Origin of the sequence: Stenotrophomonas sp. GD03654 (assembly GCF_029845105.1) — a bacterium.
Taxonomy (GTDB): Bacteria; Pseudomonadota; Gammaproteobacteria; order Xanthomonadales; family Xanthomonadaceae; genus Stenotrophomonas; species Stenotrophomonas africana.
This window is the reverse complement of sequence record NZ_JAOCLC010000043.1, coordinates 1-19127: the sequence shown is the minus strand read 5'-3', so window position 1 is coordinate 19127 and position 19127 is coordinate 1. Positions and strand designations below refer to the sequence as shown.

The 19127-nt window shown below is 66.6% G+C and carries 14 protein-coding genes; 4 read left to right on the top strand and 10 right to left on the bottom strand.

Translation table 11 applies throughout. The features are described 5' to 3' along the window. Nucleotides 1-3162 carry an efflux RND transporter permease subunit gene (locus N5J73_RS15730; protein WP_099589991.1) on the top strand — a complete coding sequence of 1054 codons (3162 nt, stop codon included), beginning with the start codon at nt 1-3 and terminating at the stop codon, nt 3160-3162. A 793-nt stretch (nt 3163-3955) separates the two neighbouring features. Here N5J73_RS15730 and N5J73_RS15725 read toward each other — a convergent pair. Beyond that, nucleotides 3956-4861 (bottom strand): LysR family transcriptional regulator, encoded by a 906-nt coding sequence (locus N5J73_RS15725; RefSeq protein WP_049445542.1) that lies wholly within the window; start codon nt 4859-4861, stop codon nt 3956-3958. 123 nt (nt 4862-4984) lie between these two features. Here N5J73_RS15725 and N5J73_RS15720 point away from each other — a divergent pair, with 123 nt between their 5' ends. Together N5J73_RS15720 and N5J73_RS15715 are read left to right on the top strand one after the other, a co-directional pair. After that, on the top strand, nt 4985-5758 hold the full coding sequence (locus tag N5J73_RS15720; RefSeq protein WP_049445543.1) for an SDR family oxidoreductase: 774 nt from the start codon (nt 4985-4987) through the stop codon (nt 5756-5758). A gap of 73 nt (nt 5759-5831) precedes the next feature. Then, complete coding sequence (locus N5J73_RS15715; RefSeq protein WP_049445546.1) at nt 5832-6839, top strand: hypothetical protein; 1008 nt, start codon at nt 5832-5834, stop codon at nt 6837-6839. Between the two features lie 58 nt (nt 6840-6897). Here the strand turns inward: N5J73_RS15715 and leuB are convergent, their stop codons facing one another. The 9 genes from leuB to ilvC form a co-directional block, all read right to left on the bottom strand. Then, the gene (leuB, locus tag N5J73_RS15710; protein ID WP_049445548.1) at nt 6898-7959 is read right to left on the bottom strand and encodes a 3-isopropylmalate dehydrogenase; all 1062 of its coding nucleotides are present in this window, start codon (nt 7957-7959) and stop codon (nt 6898-6900) included. Next, entirely contained in the window at nt 7949-8527 is a 579-nt protein-coding gene (gene leuD, locus N5J73_RS15705; RefSeq protein WP_006390726.1) for a 3-isopropylmalate dehydratase small subunit, read from the bottom strand. The genes leuB and leuD overlap by 11 nt, the downstream gene beginning before the upstream one ends. After that, nucleotides 8527-9945 (bottom strand): 3-isopropylmalate dehydratase large subunit, encoded by a 1419-nt coding sequence (leuC, locus tag N5J73_RS15700; RefSeq protein ID WP_049445549.1) that lies wholly within the window; start codon nt 9943-9945, stop codon nt 8527-8529. The genes leuD and leuC overlap by 1 nt, the downstream gene beginning before the upstream one ends. 60 nt (nt 9946-10005) lie before the next feature. After that, on the bottom strand, nt 10006-10785 hold the full coding sequence (locus tag N5J73_RS15695) for a class I SAM-dependent methyltransferase (protein ID WP_049445550.1): 780 nt from the start codon (nt 10783-10785) through the stop codon (nt 10006-10008). A 10-nt stretch (nt 10786-10795) separates the two neighbouring features. Continuing rightward, nucleotides 10796-12382 (bottom strand): 2-isopropylmalate synthase, encoded by a 1587-nt coding sequence (locus tag N5J73_RS15690; RefSeq protein ID WP_049445552.1) that lies wholly within the window; start codon nt 12380-12382, stop codon nt 10796-10798. Further along, nucleotides 12379-13470, bottom strand: a complete 1092-nt coding sequence (locus N5J73_RS15685; RefSeq protein WP_049445554.1) for a threonine dehydratase — start codon at nt 13468-13470, stop codon at nt 12379-12381. The genes N5J73_RS15690 and N5J73_RS15685 overlap by 4 nt, the downstream gene beginning before the upstream one ends. Nucleotides 13471-13566: 96 nt before the next feature. Then, nucleotides 13567-13818: an ACT domain-containing protein gene (locus tag N5J73_RS15680; protein WP_049445555.1), complete on the bottom strand. Its 252-nt coding sequence runs from the start codon at nt 13816-13818 to the stop codon at nt 13567-13569. Continuing rightward, entirely contained in the window at nt 13802-15538 is a 1737-nt protein-coding gene (gene ilvG / locus N5J73_RS15675) for an acetolactate synthase 2 catalytic subunit (protein WP_049445556.1), read from the bottom strand. Before ilvG ends, N5J73_RS15680 begins: the two co-directional genes overlap by 17 nt. Before the next feature lie 38 nt (nt 15539-15576). Beyond that, nucleotides 15577-16551 (bottom strand): ketol-acid reductoisomerase, encoded by a 975-nt coding sequence (gene ilvC, locus N5J73_RS15670; protein ID WP_049445558.1) that lies wholly within the window; start codon nt 16549-16551, stop codon nt 15577-15579. Between the two features lie 658 nt (nt 16552-17209). Here ilvC and ggt point away from each other — a divergent pair. Further along, complete coding sequence (gene ggt, locus N5J73_RS15665) at nt 17210-18928, top strand: gamma-glutamyltransferase (protein WP_049445562.1); 1719 nt, start codon at nt 17210-17212, stop codon at nt 18926-18928. The last annotated feature ends 199 nt before the right edge of the window (nt 18929-19127 follow it).

Sequence of the window (19127 nt, the reverse complement as noted above, 5' to 3'; positions counted from 1 at the left end):
GTGCGCCGCTTCAATCTCTCCGAATGGGCGCTGGGCAACCGTGCGCTGGTGTTGTTCGCGATGCTGGCGTTCGCCGTCATCGGTGCCTGGTCCTACAAGCACCTGGGCCAGTCTGAAGATCCGCCCTTCACCTTCAAGGCGATGGTGGTACGCACGATGTGGCCGGGCGCCACCGCCGAGCAGGTCTCGCGGCAGGTGACCGAGCCGATCGAAAAAGCGCTGATGAACACCGGCGAGTACGAATTCATCCGTTCGTACTCGCGGCCGGGCGAATCGCAGGTGATCTTCATGGCGCGCGACAGCCTGCGCTCCAAGCAGATCCCGGACCTGTGGTACCAGGTGCGCAAGCGCGTGGGCGATATCCGCGCGACGCTGCCGAGGGAGATCGTCGGGCCCTTCTACAACGATGAGTTCGGCGACACCTTCGGCAACATCTACGCGTTGACCGGCGAAGGCTTCGACTACGCGGTGATGCGCGACTATGCCGACCGCATCCAGCTGGAGCTGCAGCGCGTGCCCGACGTCGGCAAGATCGACCTGGTCGGCCTGCAGGACGAGAAGGTGTGGATCGAGTTGTCCAACACCAAGCTGGCCACGCTGGGCGTATCGCTGCAACAGGTGCAGCAGGCGCTGGCCGACCAGAACGCGGTCAGCGCCACCAGCTTCTTCGAAACCCCGACCGACCGCGTGCAGCTGCGCGTGACCGGTCAGTTCGATTCGATCGAGGACATCCGCAGATTCCCGATCCAGGCCGGCGAACGCACGCTGCATCTGGGCGACATCGCCGAGGTCAAGCGTGGCTTTGCCGACCCGGCCTCGCCTAAGATGCGCTTCATGGGCCAGGATGCGATCGGCCTGGCGGTGGCGATGAAGGACGGCGGAGACATCCTCAAGCTCGGTGCCACCCTGGATGCCGAGTTCGAACGCCTGCAGAAGACCCTGCCGGCCGGCATGCAGCTGCGCAAGGTGTCCGACCAGCCGCATGCGGTGGAAGAGTCGGTGGGCGAGTTCGTGCAGGTGCTCACCGAAGCGGTGGTGATCGTGCTGCTGGTCAGCTTCTTCTCGCTGGGCCTGCGTACCGGCCTGGTGGTGGGCGTGACCATCCCGCTGGTGCTGGCGATGACCTTCTTCGTCATGCACTACTTCGATATCGGCCTGCACAAGATTTCGCTGGGTGCACTGGTGCTGGCACTGGGCCTTCTGGTGGACGATGCGATCATCGCGGTGGAGATGATGGCCACCAAGATGGAGCAGGGCTACGACCGCCTGCGCGCGGCCAGTTTCGCCTGGGAATCCACCGCCTTCCCGATGTTGACCGGTACCCTGATCACTGCCGCTGGCTTCCTGCCCATCGCCACGGCGGCATCCAGCACGGGTGAGTACACCCGTTCGCTGTTCCAGGTGGTGACCATCGCGCTGGTGGTGTCGTGGATCGCGGCAGTGCTGTTCATCCCGTACCTGGGTGACAAGATGCTGCCGGACCTGTTCAACCCGCAGCTGCCGAAGCCGGACAGCCTGGCCGGCCGCTGGCGCGCCAAGCGCCTGCAGTGGGCCGACCGGCATCCGTCACTCGCGCGCTGGATCGCACCGAAGGAGCATGCGCACGATCATGATCCGTACCAGCGGCCGTTCTACACCCGCTTCCGGGCGTTCCTGGATACCTGCCTGCGCCATCGCTGGTGGGTGATCGCTGCGACCATTGCACTGTTCATCGGTTCGTTGATGCTGTTCCGCTTCGTGCCACAGCAGTTCTTCCCCGACTCGACCCGCCCGGAACTGATGGTGGACATCGAGCTGGCCGAAGGTGCGTCGCTGGCCGCGACCCAGGCACAGGCCGACAAGCTGGAGAAGCTGCTGAAGGGGCGCGAAGGCATCAGCAACTACGTGGCCTACGTCGGTACCGGTTCGCCGCGCTTCTACCTGCCGCTGGACCAGCAGCTGCCGGCCACCAACTTCGCCCAGTTCGTGGTGCTCACCGAAGACGCCAAGGCCCGCGAATCGACCCGCGACTGGATGCTGAAGGACGTGATCAGTCAGTTCCCGGATGTGCAGATGCGGGTGACGCGCCTGGAGAACGGGCCGCCGGTCGGTTATCCGGTGCAGATGCGCGTGTCCGGCGAGCACATCGCGCAGGTGCAGGCGATCGCGCGCCAGGTCGAGGCCAAGGTGCGCGAGAACCCGCACGTGATGAACGTGAACCTTGACTGGAGCGAGCCGAGCAAGGTGGTGCGGCTGGTGATCGACCAGGACCGCGCCCGCGCGCTGGGCGTCAGCAGTGCGCAGGTCAGCCAGTTCCTCAGCAGCTCGTTGTCGGGCATGAGCGTGAGCACCTATCGCGAAGGCAACCGCCAGATCGAGATGCTGCTGCGTGGCCCGGACAACGAGCGTGCGCAGCTGGACCTGCTCGGCAGCCTGGCGATCCCGACCAGCAGCGGCACCGCGGTGACGCTGTCGCAGGTCGCGCGGCTGGAATACGCCTTCGAGGACGGCATCATCTGGCACCGCAACCGTTTGCCGACGGTGACCGTGCGTGCCGACATCAGCGATGGCATGCAGCCGCTGGACGTGGTGCAGCAGATCGTGCCGACCCTGGATGGCATCCGTGCCGACCTGCCCAGCGGCTATCTGCTGGAGACCGGCGGCTCGGTGGAGGATTCGGCTCGCGGGCAGAACTCGATCAAGGCCGGCATGCCGTTGTTCCTGATCGTGGTGGCCACGTTGCTGATGCTGCAGCTGCGCAGCTTCTCGCGTGCGGCGATGGTGCTGGTGACCGCACCGCTGGGCATCATCGGCGCGACGCTGTTCCTGTTGCTGTTCCGCGCGCCGTTCGGCTTCGTGGCGCTGCTGGGCACCATCGCGCTGGCGGGCATGATCATGCGCAACTCGGTGATCCTGATCGACCAGATCCAGCAGGACATCGATGCCGGGCATGACCGCTGGCATTCGATCATCGATGCGACGGTGCGGCGTTTCCGCCCGATTGTGCTGACTGCGCTGGCGGCGGTGCTGGCGATGATTCCGCTGTCGCGCAGCGCGTTCTATGGCTCGATGGCGATCTCGATCATGGGCGGCCTGATCGTGGGCACGGTGTTGACCCTGGTGTTCCTGCCGGCGCTGTACGCGGCGTGGTTCCGGGTCAAGCCGGATGAATCCGGGGCGTGATGCCCCGGGTTCTGCGGCTTCGGCCCCTGGCAGGTGCCGACCTTGGTCGGCACTGAAGCATGCATCCACGCGTGGCGTGGACTGATCTGCTCGCAGGATCTGCTTTCTGTAGAGCCGAGCCATGCTCGGCTGCTCTTCGCGCGATGATGGGATGAGCCGAGCATGGCTCGACTCTACAGAGGCATCCACGCATGGCGTGGATCTACTGCAGCCGGTCGTTGACCAGGTAGGTGCCAGCCTTGGTTGGCACTGCGGAACGCATCCACGCAGGGCGCGGACTGATCTGATCGCGGGATCTGCTTTCTGTAGAGCCGAGCCATGCTCGGCTGCTCTTCGCGCGATGATGGGATGAGTCGAGCATGGCTCGACTCTACAGAAGCATCCACGCATGGCGTGGATCTACTGCAGCCGGTCGTTGCCCTGGTAGGTGCCAACCTTGGTTGGCACTGCGGAACGCATCCACGCAGGGCGCGGGCTGATCTGCTCGCGGGATCTGCTTTCTGTAGAGCCGAGCCATGCTCGGCTGCTCTTCGCGCGATGATGGAGTGAGTCGAGCATGGCTCGAACCTACAGAAGCATCCACGCATGGCGGGGATCTACTGCAGCCGGTCGTTGCCCTGGTAGGTGCCAACCTTGGTTGGCACTGCGGAACGCATCCACGCAGGGCGCGGACTGATCTGCTCGCGGGATCTGCTTTCTGTAGAGCCGAGCCATGCTCGGCTGCTCTTCGCGCGATGACGGGATGAGTCGAGCATGGCTCGACTCTACAGAGGCATCCACGCATGGCGTGGATCTACTGCAGCTGCAGGCCGATCCGCAGCACCGGCAGCAGCCATTCAATGAACACCTGCACGCGCAGCGCACGGTGTTGGCGATGCGGTTGCAACAGAGTCACCGGCAAGGGCTGCGCCACGTACTGCGGCATCACCTCCACCAATGCGCCTGATTGCAGTTCGGCCTGCACGTCGTAGCGCGGAATCTGCAGCAGCCCCAACCCCGCCACGCAGCACGCGATCGACGCCTCGGCGCTGTTCACCCGCACCCAGCCGGGCATCGGCAGCGTGCGCAGCTGGCCGCCGTCCTGCCACTCCCACGGTTCCACCCGCGCCGTGGTCGGCGACGCATAGTTCACTGCGCGGTGCTGCTGCAGGTCGGCGGGATGCTGTGGCACGCCGTGCCCGCGCAGGTAGGCCGGCGCGGCAACGTTGACGAAGTCGAGCTTGCCCAGTGTGCGCGCCACCAGGCTGGAGTCACCCAGCTGGCCGACCCGCAGCACGGCATCGCAGCCGTCTTCGATCAGGTTCACTGCGCGGTCGGTCATGCCCAGGTCCACTTCCACCTGCGGATACTGCGCGAAGAACCCGGGCAGCGCCGGAGCGATGATGCGACGGCCGATGCGGCTGGGCACGTCGATCTTCAGCAGGCCCATCGGCTGCGCGTCGTCCTGGCGGAACAGCGTTTCGGCGTCCTCAACCTCGGCGATCAGGCGCAGGCAGCGGGCATGGAACACGTCGCCGTCGTGGGTAGTGGACACTCGTCGGGTCGAGCGCTGCAGCAGGCGGGTGCCGAGCCGCTGCTCCAGCTCCGCAATGGCTGCCGAGACGGTGGAGCGGGGCAGGCCGAGCTGGTCGGCGGCGCGGGTGAAGCTGGCGCACTCCACGACCCGGGTGAAGATGCGGAAGCGATCGATCCGGTCCATTGTTCGCTGGTTCTGGAAAGTTAAGTCAATGTGGCGGGCTTTATCCGCATTTTCTGCACGATATCGTCGTCAGGGCAGGGTTGCCACCCCGGGCAGCCCCCTTCCGAGACCGAGATCGAGGCCATGACCGACCATTCCCTCAAGGGCAAGACCGTGCTGATCGCCGGTGGCGCCAAGAACCTGGGCGGACTGATCGCCCGCGACTTCGCCAGCCAAGGCGCCAAAGCCATCGTCATCCACTACAACAGCGCCGCCACCCAAGCTGATGCAGAGGCGACCGTCGCCGACGTGCAGGCCGCCGGCAGCAAGGCGGTGGCCTTGCAGGGCGACCTGACCTCGGCCGCAGCGATGGAGCGCTTGTTCGCCGATGCCGTGGCCGCAGTCGGGCGTCCCGACATCGCCATCAATACGGTCGGCAAGGTATTGAAGAAGCCGCTGCTGGACATCAGCGAAGCGGAGTACGACGAGATGAGCGCAGTCAACGCCAAGGCCGCGTTCTTCTTCCTCAAGGAGGCGGGACGTCACGTCAACGACGGCGGCCGGATCTGCACCCTGGTCACCTCGCTGCTGGGTGCGTTCACGCCGTTCTACTCCAGCTACGCCGGCACCAAGGCCCCGGTCGAGCATTTCACCCGTGCGGCGTCGAAGGAGTTCGGTGAGCGCGGCATCTCTGTGACCGCGATCGGCCCCGGTCCAATGGACACGCCGTTCTTCTATCCGGCCGAGAGTGCCGACGCGCAGGCGTATCACAAGACGGCTGCGGCACTGTCGCCTTTCACCCGCACCGGCCTGACCGACATCGCCGACATCGTGCTGTGGATCCGCTTCCTGGTCACCGATGGCTGGTGGATGACCGGGCAGACCATCCTGGTCAATGGCGGTTACACCACCAAGTAACGTCGCGCGGGCTCGACGCTGCGGAAGGCATGCAGGCACAATCGTGCGCTGTTCCAGGGCCGGAGCGCCTGCCATGTTTTTCCGCACGACCTGCGCTTTGGCGCTGCTGCTGACTGCCTGCAGCGGGAGCGCCCGTGCGCAGACCGCAGAGACAGATGCAGTGCTGTTCCAGAATGATCTGCGCGAGGTGCTTGAATGCAGCGCAGGCCCGGATCTTCAGCAGCGCGTCGTCAGCCGCCTGCGCGCGGCACGCTATACCGACGTCGCCGAACGCACTGCGGAACTGCGCGACTGGCGTTTCGAGGAGAAAGGGGCGGATGACGATCACCGGATGACTGTCATCACACTGCCACAGCCGATGACGGTCCACGGTATTGATGCGCGGCAGGTCGTTGCCGACCCCTTCGGCTTCTCGATTGCGCTTGACGGTGCACAGCGCGAGCGCGTCATCGCTGCCTATGGCCTGCACCTGCAGTCGAGCACGCTGCGTGAGCCGTTCGAGCTATGGTCGGCACCCACTGCGTCGGTCATTGTGCGCAGTGCGGGTGATGGCCATCGACTGGGGTGTTCACCCCAGGGAACGGGCAAGGACGCCGCGGCACGTCCGGCAATGGCTGTCCAGGACCTGCAGGAGGCCAGCGAGTGCCACGCCGACGAGGCTACGATGGGCCGGCTGCAGGCCTTCTGGCAGGGCATTTCCGAGCGCTCGCAGCTGGAATGGCCACAGGAGGTACGATCAGTCAGCGAAGTGAGCTACACCGTGGGTGATGCCAAGCTGCCTCTGCTGGTGATTGGGTTGCAGTCGCCCATCCAGATGCATGGCGTGGCGACGCGTACGATCACGCTGGCCTTCGGCGGCTTCTTTGGTGCCGACCTCGGTGACGTTGCGGTGGCGCCCGTGCTTGCCCAGGCCGGCATGGGCACCTCGCACCAGGTAGGCAAAGCTACCTGGCAGCGCGCATTGCCGCCGATGGCGTTCAAGGGGGGCGACTGGATCCCGCAGCACATTGTCATGCGTACCGACGAAAATCACGTCATCGCCGGTTGCGCCAGCGACTACGTGCGCAGCCGTCCGCGCTGAGCGGATCGCATCACCGGCACAGGGCCGGGTGCCGAGCGTGTCCCGACACCCGCATGCATCACCCCAGCTTGGCCAGTACCGCGTCGGTGGCGGCCGCCGTGCTCACGGCGGAACCCCGGGCGGCCAGGTCTGCGGTGAACACCCCATCATCCAGCACCGCATGCACGGCCGCTTCCACCGCGGCGGCTTCGGCTTCCAGGCCCAGCGAATGACGCAGCAGCATCGCCGCGCTGAAGATCGTCGCGTAGGGGTTGGCGATGCCCTTGCCGGCGATGTCCGGCGCCGAACCGTGGATCGGTTCGTAGATGCCGACCGCACCGGGTTCGCCCAGCGAGGCCGAGGGCAGCAGGCCAAGTGAGCCGGCCAGCATCGAGGCCTCATCGGTGAGGATGTCGCCGAACATGTTCTCGGTCACGATCACGTCGTACTCGCGCGGCTTGGCCAGCAGGTGCATGGCCATCGAGTCGACCAGCTGGTGCTCCAGCGCCACGTCCGGGAACTCTTCGCGACCGATGCGTGCAGCTACGTCACGCCACAGGCGCGAGGTTTCCAGCACGTTGGCCTTGTCCACCGAAGTGACCTTGCCGCGGCGCTGTTGCGCCAGGCGGAAGGCGCTGCGCAGCACGCGTTCGATCTCGGCCACGGTGTAGCGGCACAGGTCACTGGCGCTGTCGGCGTCGCGGGTCTTGTCGCCGAAGTAGATGCCACCGGTCAGTTCGCGTACCACCACGAAGTCCACGCCCTGCAGCAGCTCGGCCTTGATCGGCGACGCGTGCAACGCGGCCTCATGGGTACGCACCGGACGCAGGTTCGCATACAGGCCCAACGCCTTGCGGATCGCCAGCAGGCCCTGTTCCGGGCGCACCTTAGCGTTCGGGTCGGACCACTTCGGGCCGCCAACCGCGCCCAGCAGTACGGCGTTGGCAGCCTGGCAGGCAGCCAGGGTGGAGGCGGGCAGCGGCTCGCCATGGCGGTCGATGGCGATGCCACCGATGTCGTGCTCGCTGAAGGTAAAGGTGTGGTTGAAGCGTTCGGCGACGGCCTTCAGGACGGCGACTGCGGCGGCGGCGACTTCCGGGCCGATGCCATCACCGGGCAGGACAACGATTTCAGCGTGCATGCTCACTCTCGTAACGTTCGATTTCAGGGACACGGCCCAACAGATACCCCAACTGGTCGACACCTTCCAGCAGGCAGGTCTGCGAGAAGCCATCCAGCGGGAAGGAATAGACGCGGCCGTCAGGCGTGCGCAGCTCGCGCGCGGCCACGTCGATGGTCAGCTCGTCGTCCGGGCGCTGCATCAGCGCCTGCACGTCGGCTTCGTCCAGAACGATCGGCAGCAGGCCGTTCTTCAGCGAGTTGCCGCGGAAGATATCGGCGATCTCGCTGCTGACGATGGCACGCAGGCCGAGGTCGGTCAGGGCCCAAGGTGCATGCTCGCGCGATGAGCCGCAGCCGAAGTTGCGGCCCGCCAGCAGGATGCTGCGGCCGGCGTTGTGCGGCTGGTTGAAGGCGAAGTCGGCCACCGGCGAACCGTCGGCCTGCCAGCGCCAGTCATTGAAGGCGTTGCGGCCCAGGCCAGCGCGTTCGGTGGTGGACAGGAACCGCGCCGGAATGATCTGGTCGGTGTCGATGTTGGTCTGCGCCAGCACCACGCTGGACGAGGTCAGGGTACGGAAACCGGCCATCACGCCACCTCCTGTGCGAACAGCTCGCGGGTATCGGCGACATGCCCATTCACTGCGGCCCACGCGGCGCTCATCGGCGAGGCCAGCAGCGTGCGCGAGCCGGGACCCTGGCGGCCTTCGAAGTTGCGGTTGCTGGTGCTCACGGCCAGCTGGCCAGGTGCAACCAGATCGCCGTTCATGGCAATGCACATCGAGCAGCCCGGCTCGCGCCACTCCGCTCCGGCCGCACGCACGATCTCATGGATACCCTCGGCCTCGGCCTCGCGCTTGACGATCTCCGAGCCGGGCACCACCAGCATGCGAACCCGGTCAGCGACGCGACGACCGCGCAGTACCTGCGCCACTTCGCGCATGTCGCTCAGCCGGCCGTTGGTGCACGAACCGACGAACACCACATCCACCGGCGTTCCGGCCAGCGCCTTGCCGGCCTGGAAATGCATGTAGTCCAGGCCCTTCTGTGCGGCGGCATCGTTGGCCGCCGGAATCGGCGCATCCACCGCGATAGCCGTGCCCGGATGGGTACCCCAGGTCAGGGTCGGGCGGATGTCGGCGGCGTCGATGTGCACTTCGCTGTCGAAACGCGCGCCCTCATCGCTGCGCAGCTGCTGCCAGCGCGCCACGGCGGCGTCGAAATCGGCGCCCTTCGGCCCGCGCGGCGTAGCGGCGACGAAGTCGAAGGTGACCTGGTCCGGCGCCACCATGCCGGCACGCGCACCCGCTTCGATCGACATGTTGCACAGGGTCATGCGCTGTTCCATGTCCATCGCTTCGATGGTGCTGCCACGGAATTCGATCACGTGGCCGGTGCCGCCGTTGACGCCGATCACGCCGATGATGTGCAGGACCACATCCTTGGCGCCGACGCCCGGTGCCAGCGCGCCGTCAACGGTGATCGCGAACGTCTTCGCCTTGCGCTGCAGCAGGCACTGCGTGGCCAGCACGTGGCCGACTTCACTGGTGCCGATGCCGAAGGCCAGTGAACCGAAGGCACCATGGGTGGAGGTGTGGCTGTCGCCGCAGACGATGGTCATGCCGGGCTGGGTGAAGCCTTGTTCCGGCGCGATCACGTGGACGATGCCGCGGTTGTCCGAGGCCATGTCGAACAGTTCGATGCCGTGCTCGGCGCAGTTGCGCGCCAGCGTGGCGACCTGCGCTTCGGAGGCGGCGCTGGCATAGGGCAGCTTGCCGTCGGCACCGGCCGGCAGAGTCGGCGTGGAATGGTCCATCGTTGCCTTGGTCCGATCCGGGCGGCGCGGCTTCAGGCCGCGCTCGCGCAGTTCGGTGAACGCCTGCGGCGAGGTCACCTCGTGGATCAGGTGCAGGTCGATGTACAGCACGGCGGGGGCGCTGTCGGATTCGGGAACCACCACGTGGGCGTCCCACAGTTTGTCGTACAGGGTGCGGGGTGCGGAAGTCATGCGTATGCCTGGCAGAAGTACGAAATAGCGAACATCAGTAAAGAAAGCGGAACGGTCAAGTCAGCGACGGCGGGCGAGCACGCGCAGTCGCACGTAGTCGGCCAGTGGCTGGCCGGCGGCATTGCGCGGCAGCTCGGCCAGCAGCGCGCTGGCGGCTTCGCGCACGGTGGCGCGTGCCTCGGCCGGCAGGTCGTCCAGCAGCGGTGCGGCGAATACCCGCAGCCAGCCGGCCACGCCGGTCGGCAGCGCGGTTGGGCGCGGCGTGCACTCGATCAGCTGCACGTGGAAGCCATGCTGGCGCAGGCGGTCAGCATAGGCATCGGCCGTCGGGAAGTACCACTGGAAGGCGCTGGCGCCGTGGCCGTGGGCCACGCGTGCAGCCTGTACCGCCGCGATGATCGTGGCCACGTTGCCGTGGCCGCCGAACTCGGCGACGAAGCGGCCACCGGGGCGCAGCGCACGGCGCACGCCTTCCAGCACGCGGTCCGGTGTACCCATCCAATGCAGTGCCGCGTTGCTGAACACCGCATCGAACTCGCTGTCGAAGGCCAGTGCGTGGCCGTCCATCACCTGGGCGTCGACACCGCGCGCACGGGCAGCGATCACCAGTTCCGGCGAGGCATCCACGCCGTGGATGCGCGCACCGCTCAGGGCCAGTTCGGTGCTGAGTACGCCATCGCCACAGCCCAGATCGAGGATGCGTTCACCGAAGCGCGGGTTGAGCAGGCGCGCTACCGCGCCGCCGAGCAAGGGCACGAAGCCGGCATCGATCGCATAGTCCTGGGCGTTCCACTGCTGGCCAGCGGCGCTGGCCGGGCTGGGGGTGTCGAAGGCGCTCATGGCAGGTTCCTCAGGCGGTGGCAGGGGTGGGAACGTCGGTGCTGCTGTGGGCGGTAGCCTGGCGCTGGCGCAGCAGGCGGTTGGCAACATCCAGCCAGGCCAGTGCGGAGGCTTCGATGATGTCCTTGCTGGTGCCGGTGCCGTCGTACTCCACCCCTTCATGGCGCACGCTCAGGTTGGCTTCGCCGCGCGCATCGGCACCGATGCCGACGCTGTGCACGTGGTAGCTGTCCAGCATCAGCTGCACGCCGGTGGCGGCCGACAGCGCGCCGAACAGCGCATCGACCGGGCCGTCGCCCTGTGCGGTCTCGGCCACGCGGTTGCCGTCCGGGTCGGACAGTTCCACCAGCGCGTTGGCGCGGCTGCCGACATCGCTGATGGTCATCGAGGCCAGGCGGTAGCCCTGTGCGTTGGAGCCGCCCTGCATCAGCGTCTGCAGGTCGGCATCGGTGACCACGCGCTGCTGTTCGCACAGGCCCTTGAACTGCTCGAACACCAGCTTCAGTTCGTCTTCGTCCAGCCAGAAGCCCAGTGCACGCAGGCGCGCTTCGACGGCAGCGCGGCCACTGTGGCGGCCCAGCACCATCTGCGAGTCTTCCCAGCCCACGTCTTCCGGACGCATGATCTCGTAGGTGCCACGGTGGCGCAGCATGCCGTGCTGGTGGATGCCCGATTCGTGGGCGAACGCATTGGCGCCGACGATGGCCTTGTTGCGCTGTACCGGCATGCCGACCAGGCGCTGCAGCAGCTGCGAGGTGCCCACGATGCGCGGGGTGTTGATCGAACTGTCCTGCTCGTAGAAGGCCTGGCGCACCTTCAGCACCATCGCGATCTCTTCCAGCGAACAGTTGCCGGCGCGCTCGCCGATGCCGTTGACGGTGCACTCGACCTGGCGCGCGCCGCCTTCGATGGCGGCCAGCGAATTGGCCACGGCCAGGCCCAGGTCGTTGTGGCAGTGCGCGCTGAAGATCACATTGGCGGCGTTCGGAACGTCGGCGACGCCGGCGATGACCTGCTGGAACATCGCGCGGATTTCTTCCGGCGTGGTGAAGCCGACGGTGTCGGGCAGGTTGATGGTGGTGGCGCCGGCGGCAATGGCCACGCGCGAGACTTCGATCAGGTAGTCCAGCTCGGTGCGGGTGGCATCCTCGGCCGAGAATTCGACATCGTCGATGTACGAGCGTGCCAGCGATACATGCTTGCGTACCGATTCCAGCACCTGCTCGCGGGTCATCCGCAGCTTGTGCTCACGGTGCAGCGGGCTGGTGGACAGGAACACGTGCAGGCGCGGGTTGGCGGCCGCTTCCAATGCACGTGCCGAGGTTTCGATATCGGCCTGCAGGCAGCGCGACAGCACCGCCAGGCTCAGGCTCGGGCGGCGCAGTTCGCGGCCGATCAGTGCCATCGCCTCGCGGTCGGACTGCGAGCTGGCCGGGAAGCCGGTCTCGATGATGTCCACGCCCAGTTCGTCCAGCGCACGCGCCATCACCAGCTTCTGCGGCGGGCTCATGCTGCAGCCGGGGGACTGCTCGCCGTCACGCAGGGTGGTGTCGAAGATGCGGATGCGCGGGGTGGTAATTCGTTCGATGGTGGTCACAGGGAAATCTCCTCGACAGCGGGTGCGACGGCTTGCAGGGGGGAAGGGGAAGAGGTGGGGGAAGCGGTGGCGCTGGCCTTGGCGGGCGAGCGCGGGGGTTCGCTGCGCCGTCGCCGCGGTTTGCGCGGCGGGCGCGGACGGATGTCGGTGAGCAGGCCGGCCAGGACACCGGCATCGATGTTCCCGCCGGACACCACCGCGCACTTGCGGCGGCCGGCAACGCGGCGGCCTGCCGCCAGCGCCAACGCACCGGCGCCCTCGGCGATGATGTGTTCTTCCAGTGCCAGCCGCACCAGGGTTTCGCGCAGCTCGGCTTCGCGCACGATCACCACGTCGTCCAGCAGCGAGGTGCACAGGCGGCGGGTCAGGAAGCCGGGAATCTTCACGCGAACGCCGTCGGCCAGCGAGGCAACGGGAGCGATCTCGCGTACGTCACCGCGGATCGCACGTGCCATCGAATCAACGCCTTCCACCTGCGCGCCGACCACGCGCACGCCCTGTGATTTCAGTGCCAGTGCAACGCCGGAGGCCAGGCCACCGCCGCCGATCGGCACGATCACCACGTCCGGCGCGTGCGCGGCCAGCTCGATGCCGACCGTGCCCTGGCCGGCAATCACATCGGCATCGTCGAACGCGGACAGGAAACGGTAGCCGTGGCGCTGCGCCAGTTCGACCGCGAAGGCGTAGGCCTCATCGTAACTGTTGCCATGCTGGCGCACGGTGGCGCCCCAGTGAGCGACGCCGGCGATCTTGGTGGCCGGTGCGCCGTGCGGCATCACGGTGATGGCCGGCACATCCAGGCGATAGGCCGCCCACGCAACGCCCTGCGCATGGTTGCCGGCCGAGGCACAGATCACCGGCCGGGTGTCACCGCGCTCGCGACCGGCCAGCAGCGCATTCAATGCGCCGCGTACCTTGTAGGAACCGGTGCGCTGCAGGTTCTCCAGCTTCAGCCAGGTACCGAAGCGTTCGGCATGGTGCAGTGGGGTGGGCGGCAGGAAGCGGCGCAGGCGGGCCTGCGCCGCCAGAACGTCGGCAACGCTTACGTCGCCGACATCGCTTTCCTGGCTGGCATCAGCGGCCGGCATGGGCCACCAGCGCGGTGCGGAAGACCGCCGCATGCGGGCACGGGCGACGAAGAAGACGCCTCCGTACCGGCACCGTGGTCGCTACGGTACGGGTGTTCATGGGGCTACTCCTTCCACGGCGGTGACCTGCACGGACACGCAGTCGTAGATCTTCTCGATCTGCCGGCACAGCGTTTCCGCTGGGCGCTGGCCGTCCACCACCAGCTGCAGGTGCCAGCGGCCATCGTCGGCGGCCACCGGTGCGCCGCTGATCGCACGCGGCGCAAAGCCACGGCGTTCGGCCATGCCGATCACGCGCAGCAGCGCGCCTTCGGCCGGGTGCAGCACCAGGTCAAGCCGGTATTGCATTGGGGGTCTCCTGGCGGGCATGGGCGGGGTTGCTTTCCAGCATCGTGCTGTTGGCGGTGTTCGGCGGCACCAGCGGCCACACGTTGGCGCGTGCATCGATGGCCACGTGCAGCAGTGCCGGGCCCGGTTCGGCCAGCAGCGCGGCCAGGCCGCCTTCCACGTCGTCGCGGTTGTCGATGCGGGTGGCGGCGATGCCGAACACCTGCGCCAGTGCCACGAAGTCCGGGTTGTCGGACAGGTCGATCTCGCTGTAACGCTCGGCGAAGAACAGTTCCTGCCACTGCCGCACCATGCCCAGCGAACTGTTGTCCAGCAGCACGATCTTCACCGGCAGGCGGCAGCGGGCGATGGTCGCCAGCTCCTGCACGTTCATCATGAAGCTGCCGTCGCCGGACACCAGCACCACGGTGCGATCGGGGCAGGCAAACTGTGCACCCATCGCGGCGGGCAGACCGAAGCCCATGGTGCCCAGCGCGCCACTGGTCAGGTGGTTGCGGGGGTGGTTGAAGCGGCAGTGCTGGGCCACCCACATCTGGTGCTGGCCGACATCGCAGGCGATCACCGCATCGGCCGGGGCCAGCTCGCTCAGTCGCTTCAGCAGCGCCGGGGCGTAGATGTGCTGGCCCGGTGCGTCGTAGCGGGCGGCGAAGCGATCGCGGTGCTGCGCACAGCGTTTGCGCCATGCATCCTGGTGGGCCTTTGGGGAGGGGAAGGCCGCACGCAGGGCGCGGATGGCGTGACCGACATTGCCAGGCACGGCGACGTCGGCACTGCGCAGCTTGGAGATCTCGTAGGCGTCCGCATCGATGTGGACGACGCGGGCGAATGGCGCGAACTCGGCCAGCTTGCCGGTGGCGCGGTCATCGAAACGCGCACCCAGCACCAGCAGCAGGTCGCTTTCCTGCACCGCCATGTTGGCTGCGCGGGTGCCGTGCATGCCCAGCATGCCCAGCGACTGCGGATGACTGGCCGGCAGTGCACCCAGCCCGCGCAGTGTCATCACCGTGGGGATGGCGCTGGCCTCGACGAAGTCGCGCAGGTCCTGCACGGCATCACCCAGCGCGATGCCACCACCGGCGTAGACCACCGGCTTCTCGGCCGCCGCCAGTGCGGCGATGGCCTCGGCGATGGCGGCCTCGGCCGGCGCCGGCGGCGGTTCAACGCTGCTGGGCACATGCACCGGCAGATGGCTGGCATCGGCCAGCTGCACATCCTTGGGCAGGTCGATCAGCACCGGGCCGGGACGGCCCTCGCGGGCGATGCGGAACGCATCGGCCACCACGCGCGGCAGGTCATCGACGCTGCGCACCAGCCAGCTGTGCTTGACGATCGGCATCGTCAGGCCGAATACATCCAGCTCCTGGAAGGCGTCGGTGCCCAGCAGCGGCGTGCCGACCTGGCCGGTGATGCAGACCATCGGTACCGAATCCAGCATCGCATCGGCAATGCCGGTGACCAGGTTCGAGGCGCCTGGGCCGGACGTGGCCACGCAGACGCCCACCTGGTTGCTGGCGCGGGCGAAACCATTGGCGGCCAGCGCCGCGCCCTGCTCATGGCGTACCAGGATGTGCTTCAGCGACGAATCCACCAGCGCGTCGTAGAACGGCATGATGGTGCCACCGGGATAGCCGAACAGCGTACGGACGCCTTCGGCTTCCAGCGCCTGGGTCAGCCAGCGCGCGCCGTTGGGCGGCGCGCTGCGATGTGTCGAAGAGTTCATGGGGGAACCTTGCAAAGCGGGTGGGGGAGGCCGCGTGGTTACGCGGCCTGTCCTTGCAACCAGACCATCTTGGCGCGCAGTTCCTTGCCCACCTTTTCGATCGGGTGCTCCAGGTCGGCCTGCTTGAACCTGTTGTAGTTCGGCAGGCCCGCTTCGTACTCGGCCACCCAGTTCTTGGTGAAGGTGCCGTCCTGGATGTCCTTCAGCACCTCCTTCATGCGTTCCTTGGTGCCGGCGTCGATCACGCGCGGGCCGCTGACGTAGTCGCCGTACTGCGCGGTCTCGGAGATGAACTCCAACATGCGCGAGATACCGCCTTCATAGAACAGGTCCACGATCAGCTTCAGTTCGTGCAGTACTTCGTAATAGGCGATCTCCGGCTGGTAGCCGGCTTCGACCAGGGTCTCGAATCCGGCCTGCACCAGCGCCGAGGCACCGCCGCACAGCACCGCCTGCTCGCCGAACAGATCGGTCTCGGTCTCTTCCTTGAAGGTGGTCTGGATCAGGTTGGCGCGGGCGCCGCCGAGGCCGGCCGCATAGGCCAGGGCGTACTCGGCCGCCTTGCCGCTCTTGTCCTGGTAGACCGCCCAGATGCACGGCACGCCACGGCCGATTTCATACTCGCGACGCACCAGCGCGCCGGGGCCCTTGGGCGCGACCAGCACGACATCGAGGTCCTCGCGCGGCCTGATCATGTCGAAGTGCACGTTCAGGCCGTGCGCGAACAACAGCACCGCACCCTGTTTCATGTTCGCAGCCAGCACGTCGTCGTAGAGCTTCTTCTGCACCATGTCCGGCGTCAGCACGGCAACCAGGTCCGCATCCTTCACCGCATCGGCCGGTGCTTTCACGGTGAAGCCATCAGCCTGTGCCTTGACCTCGGTCGGGCCACCCGGACGCAGGCCTACCACCACGTCGAAGCCGGATTCGCGCAGGTTCAGTGCGTGGGCGCGGCCCTGGCTGCCGTAGCCGATGACGGCGATCTTGGTCTGGGGCAGGTCGTTGGTGCTCATGGGGGAGGTTCCTTGCGGTGGGAAGAAAAAAGAACGGCCGGTCGTCGAGGTGACGTGCCGGCCGGTCAGGGGAAAGCGGTGGGGGAGGCGCCATGCGTCGCACAGGCACAGCCACTACGAGGTGTCGTGGTGGTGCTGGTCCAGGTTTTGAAGTTGGCGGTGTTCATGGTGGTTGCGTCTGAAACCAGGTCCTGAAATGAAAAAACCCGCACCTGGGCGGGTGCGGGTTTTGATGAGTTCCGGTGTGTTTGTTGCTTACACGCTGGCTCGTCCCGCACCTGTTGGTTGGGTAATAAGTACGAGCACAAGAATCGAACGCAGCGAGGCGGCGCCGGTGTCGGCGGCTTCGATGTGGGTTCGCGGTGGCGTGTTGTGATGCAACATGTGATCGAGAGAAACATAGCCGTTTCGGCGATGTCAACCCTCGCGACGGATTTTTTATCGGTTTCCAGTGCGTCCAGCGCAATCGCTTGCGGCACAAGGATGGTTGCCGCTGAAAGTGTTTCAGTGAACCCGAATTCACTCCTTTCAGAGCCGTTTTTGCGCGGAATCCGGCGGATTTTCGCCCCCAGGATCGACGTCCATGACCTCTGCCCGATGCCGCGTGAAGGCCATAGCGGCGAAGATCGGGGAACCACCCTTCCATCGGAACCCGACCGTGTCCCGACGCCTTGCCCGTTCCCTGCTCGCCGCCGCCGTGCTGGCTGCCGTGCCCGCGTTGTCCTTTGCCGCCGACCGCATTACCGGCCACACCTTCGCCACCCGTTCGGAGGTGATCGCCCCCCATGCGATGGCCGCCACCTCGCAGCCGCTGGCCACCCAGATCGCGCTGGACGTGATGAAGGGCGGTGGCTCGGCGGTGGATGCCGCCATCGCGGCCAACGCAGCGCTGGGCCTGATGGAGCCCACCGGCAACGGCATCGGCGGCGACCTGTTCGCCATCGTCTGGGACCCGAAGACGCAGAAGCTCTATGGCTACAACGGCTCGGGGCGCTCGCCGAAGTCGCTCACCCTGGCCGAGTTCCAGCGCCGTGGCCTGAAGGACATCCCGGCCACCGGCCCGCTGCCGGTGTCGGTACCTGGCGCGGTCGACGGCTGGTTCGCACTGCACGATCGCTTCGGTCGCAAGCCGATGGCCGACAACCTGGCGCCGGCCATCCGCTACGCCCGCGAGGGCCACCCGGTGGCTGAAGTGATCGCCTACTACTGGGACCGCTCGGTACCCAAGCTGTCGCAGTACCCGGGCTTCAAGGAGCAGTTCACGATCAACGGCCACGCCCCGCGCAAGGGCGAGATGTGGAAGAACCCGAATCTGGCCAGCACGCTGCAGAAGATCGCCGATGGCGGACGCGACGCCTTCTACAAGGGTGACATCGCCCGCACCATCGGCGACTACTTCAAGGCCAACGGTGGCTACCTGAGCTATCAGGACATGGCCGATCACCATGGCGAATGGGTCGAACCGGTCAGCAGCAACTACCGTGGCTACGACGTGTGGGAACTGCCGCCGAACAGCCAGGGCATTGCCGCGCTGCAGATCCTCAACGTGCTGGAAGGCTACGACTTCTCGAAGATCCCGTTTGGTTCACCGGAGCATGTGCACCTGTTCGTTGAAGCGAAGAAGCTGGCCTTCGCCGACCGTGCACGCTTCTACGCCGACATGGCGTTCCAGCCGGCACCGGTGCAGAAGCTGATCTCCAAGGAATACGCCGCGCAGCGCCGCGCGCTGATCTCGATGGAAAAGGCGTTGAAGGAAGTGCAGCCGGGCACGCCGAAGCAGCTGGAGGAGGGCGACACGATCTACATGACCGTGGCCGACGCCGACGGCATGATGGTCTCGCTGATCCAGTCCAACTACCGTGGCATGGGCAGCGGCATGGCACCGCCCGGTCTGGGTTTCATCCTGCAGGACCGCGGCGAGATGTTCGTGCTGCAGAAGAACCATCCCAACGGCTACGCGCCGGGCAAGCGCCCCTTCCAGACCATCATTCCTGCCTTCATCACCAAGGGCGGCAAGCCGTATGCCAGCTTCGGCGTGATGGGCGGCGCGATGCAGCCGCAGGGCCACGCGCAGATCGTGATGAACCTGGTGGACTTCGGCATGAACCTGCAGGAAGCCGGTGATGCACCGCGCATCCAGCACGAAGGCTCGACTGAACCGACGGGTCAGGCCACGGCGATGACCGATGGTGGTGAAGTGAATCTGGAAACCGGCTTCCCGTACGAGACGGTGCGTGCGCTGATGCGCAAGGGGCATCGCATCGTGTTCGCCGACGGTCCGTATGGTGGGTACCAGGCGATCATGCGCGATCCCGAGACCGGGGTTTACTACGGCGCTTCGGAGAGCCGCAAGGACGGGCAGGCGGCGGGGTACTGAGGTTTCCCGGCCACCGGGCTGAGCCCCCTCTGCGGTGATGGTTCAGCGATGCTTGACTTGGCCGGGCGGGTGGATTGTCTGGGGGACGCCGTGAATACGTCCCTGTAGGCTCGGTCGCCGCTTGCTCGTGTGCGCTGTCCTGCGCACACGGCAAGACCGGGGTTGGGCGTCCTGCCCAACCCGCCCGAGGCATGCCTCG

Excerpts from the sequence above, each read along its gene's own strand:
- N5J73_RS15695 (WP_049445550.1), bottom strand. The coding sequence starts at position 10,785 with ATGAGCGCCTTCGACACCCCCAGCCCGGCCAGCGCCGCTGGCCAGCAG.
- leuB (WP_049445548.1), bottom strand. The coding sequence starts at position 7,959 with ATGCACGCTGAAATCGTTGTCCTGCCCGGTGATGGCATCGGCCCGGAA.
- leuD (WP_006390726.1), bottom strand. The coding sequence starts at position 8,527 with ATGGCCGGTTTCCGTACCCTGACCTCGTCCAGCGTGGTGCTGGCGCAG.
- ilvC (WP_049445558.1), bottom strand. The coding sequence starts at position 16,551 with ATGAGCACCAACGACCTGCCCCAGACCAAGATCGCCGTCATCGGCTAC.
- ilvG (WP_049445556.1), bottom strand. The coding sequence starts at position 15,538 with ATGAACTCTTCGACACATCGCAGCGCGCCGCCCAACGGCGCGCGCTGG.
- leuC (WP_049445549.1), bottom strand. The coding sequence starts at position 9,945 with ATGACTTCCGCACCCCGCACCCTGTACGACAAACTGTGGGACGCCCAC.
- N5J73_RS15715 (WP_049445546.1), top strand. The coding sequence starts at position 5,832 with ATGTTTTTCCGCACGACCTGCGCTTTGGCGCTGCTGCTGACTGCCTGC.
- N5J73_RS15680 (WP_049445555.1), bottom strand. The coding sequence starts at position 13,818 with ATGCAATACCGGCTTGACCTGGTGCTGCACCCGGCCGAAGGCGCGCTG.
- N5J73_RS15685 (WP_049445554.1), bottom strand. The coding sequence starts at position 13,470 with ATGCCGGCCGCTGATGCCAGCCAGGAAAGCGATGTCGGCGACGTAAGC.
- N5J73_RS15725 (WP_049445542.1), bottom strand. The coding sequence starts at position 4,861 with ATGGACCGGATCGATCGCTTCCGCATCTTCACCCGGGTCGTGGAGTGC.
- N5J73_RS15720 (WP_049445543.1), top strand. The coding sequence starts at position 4,985 with ATGACCGACCATTCCCTCAAGGGCAAGACCGTGCTGATCGCCGGTGGC.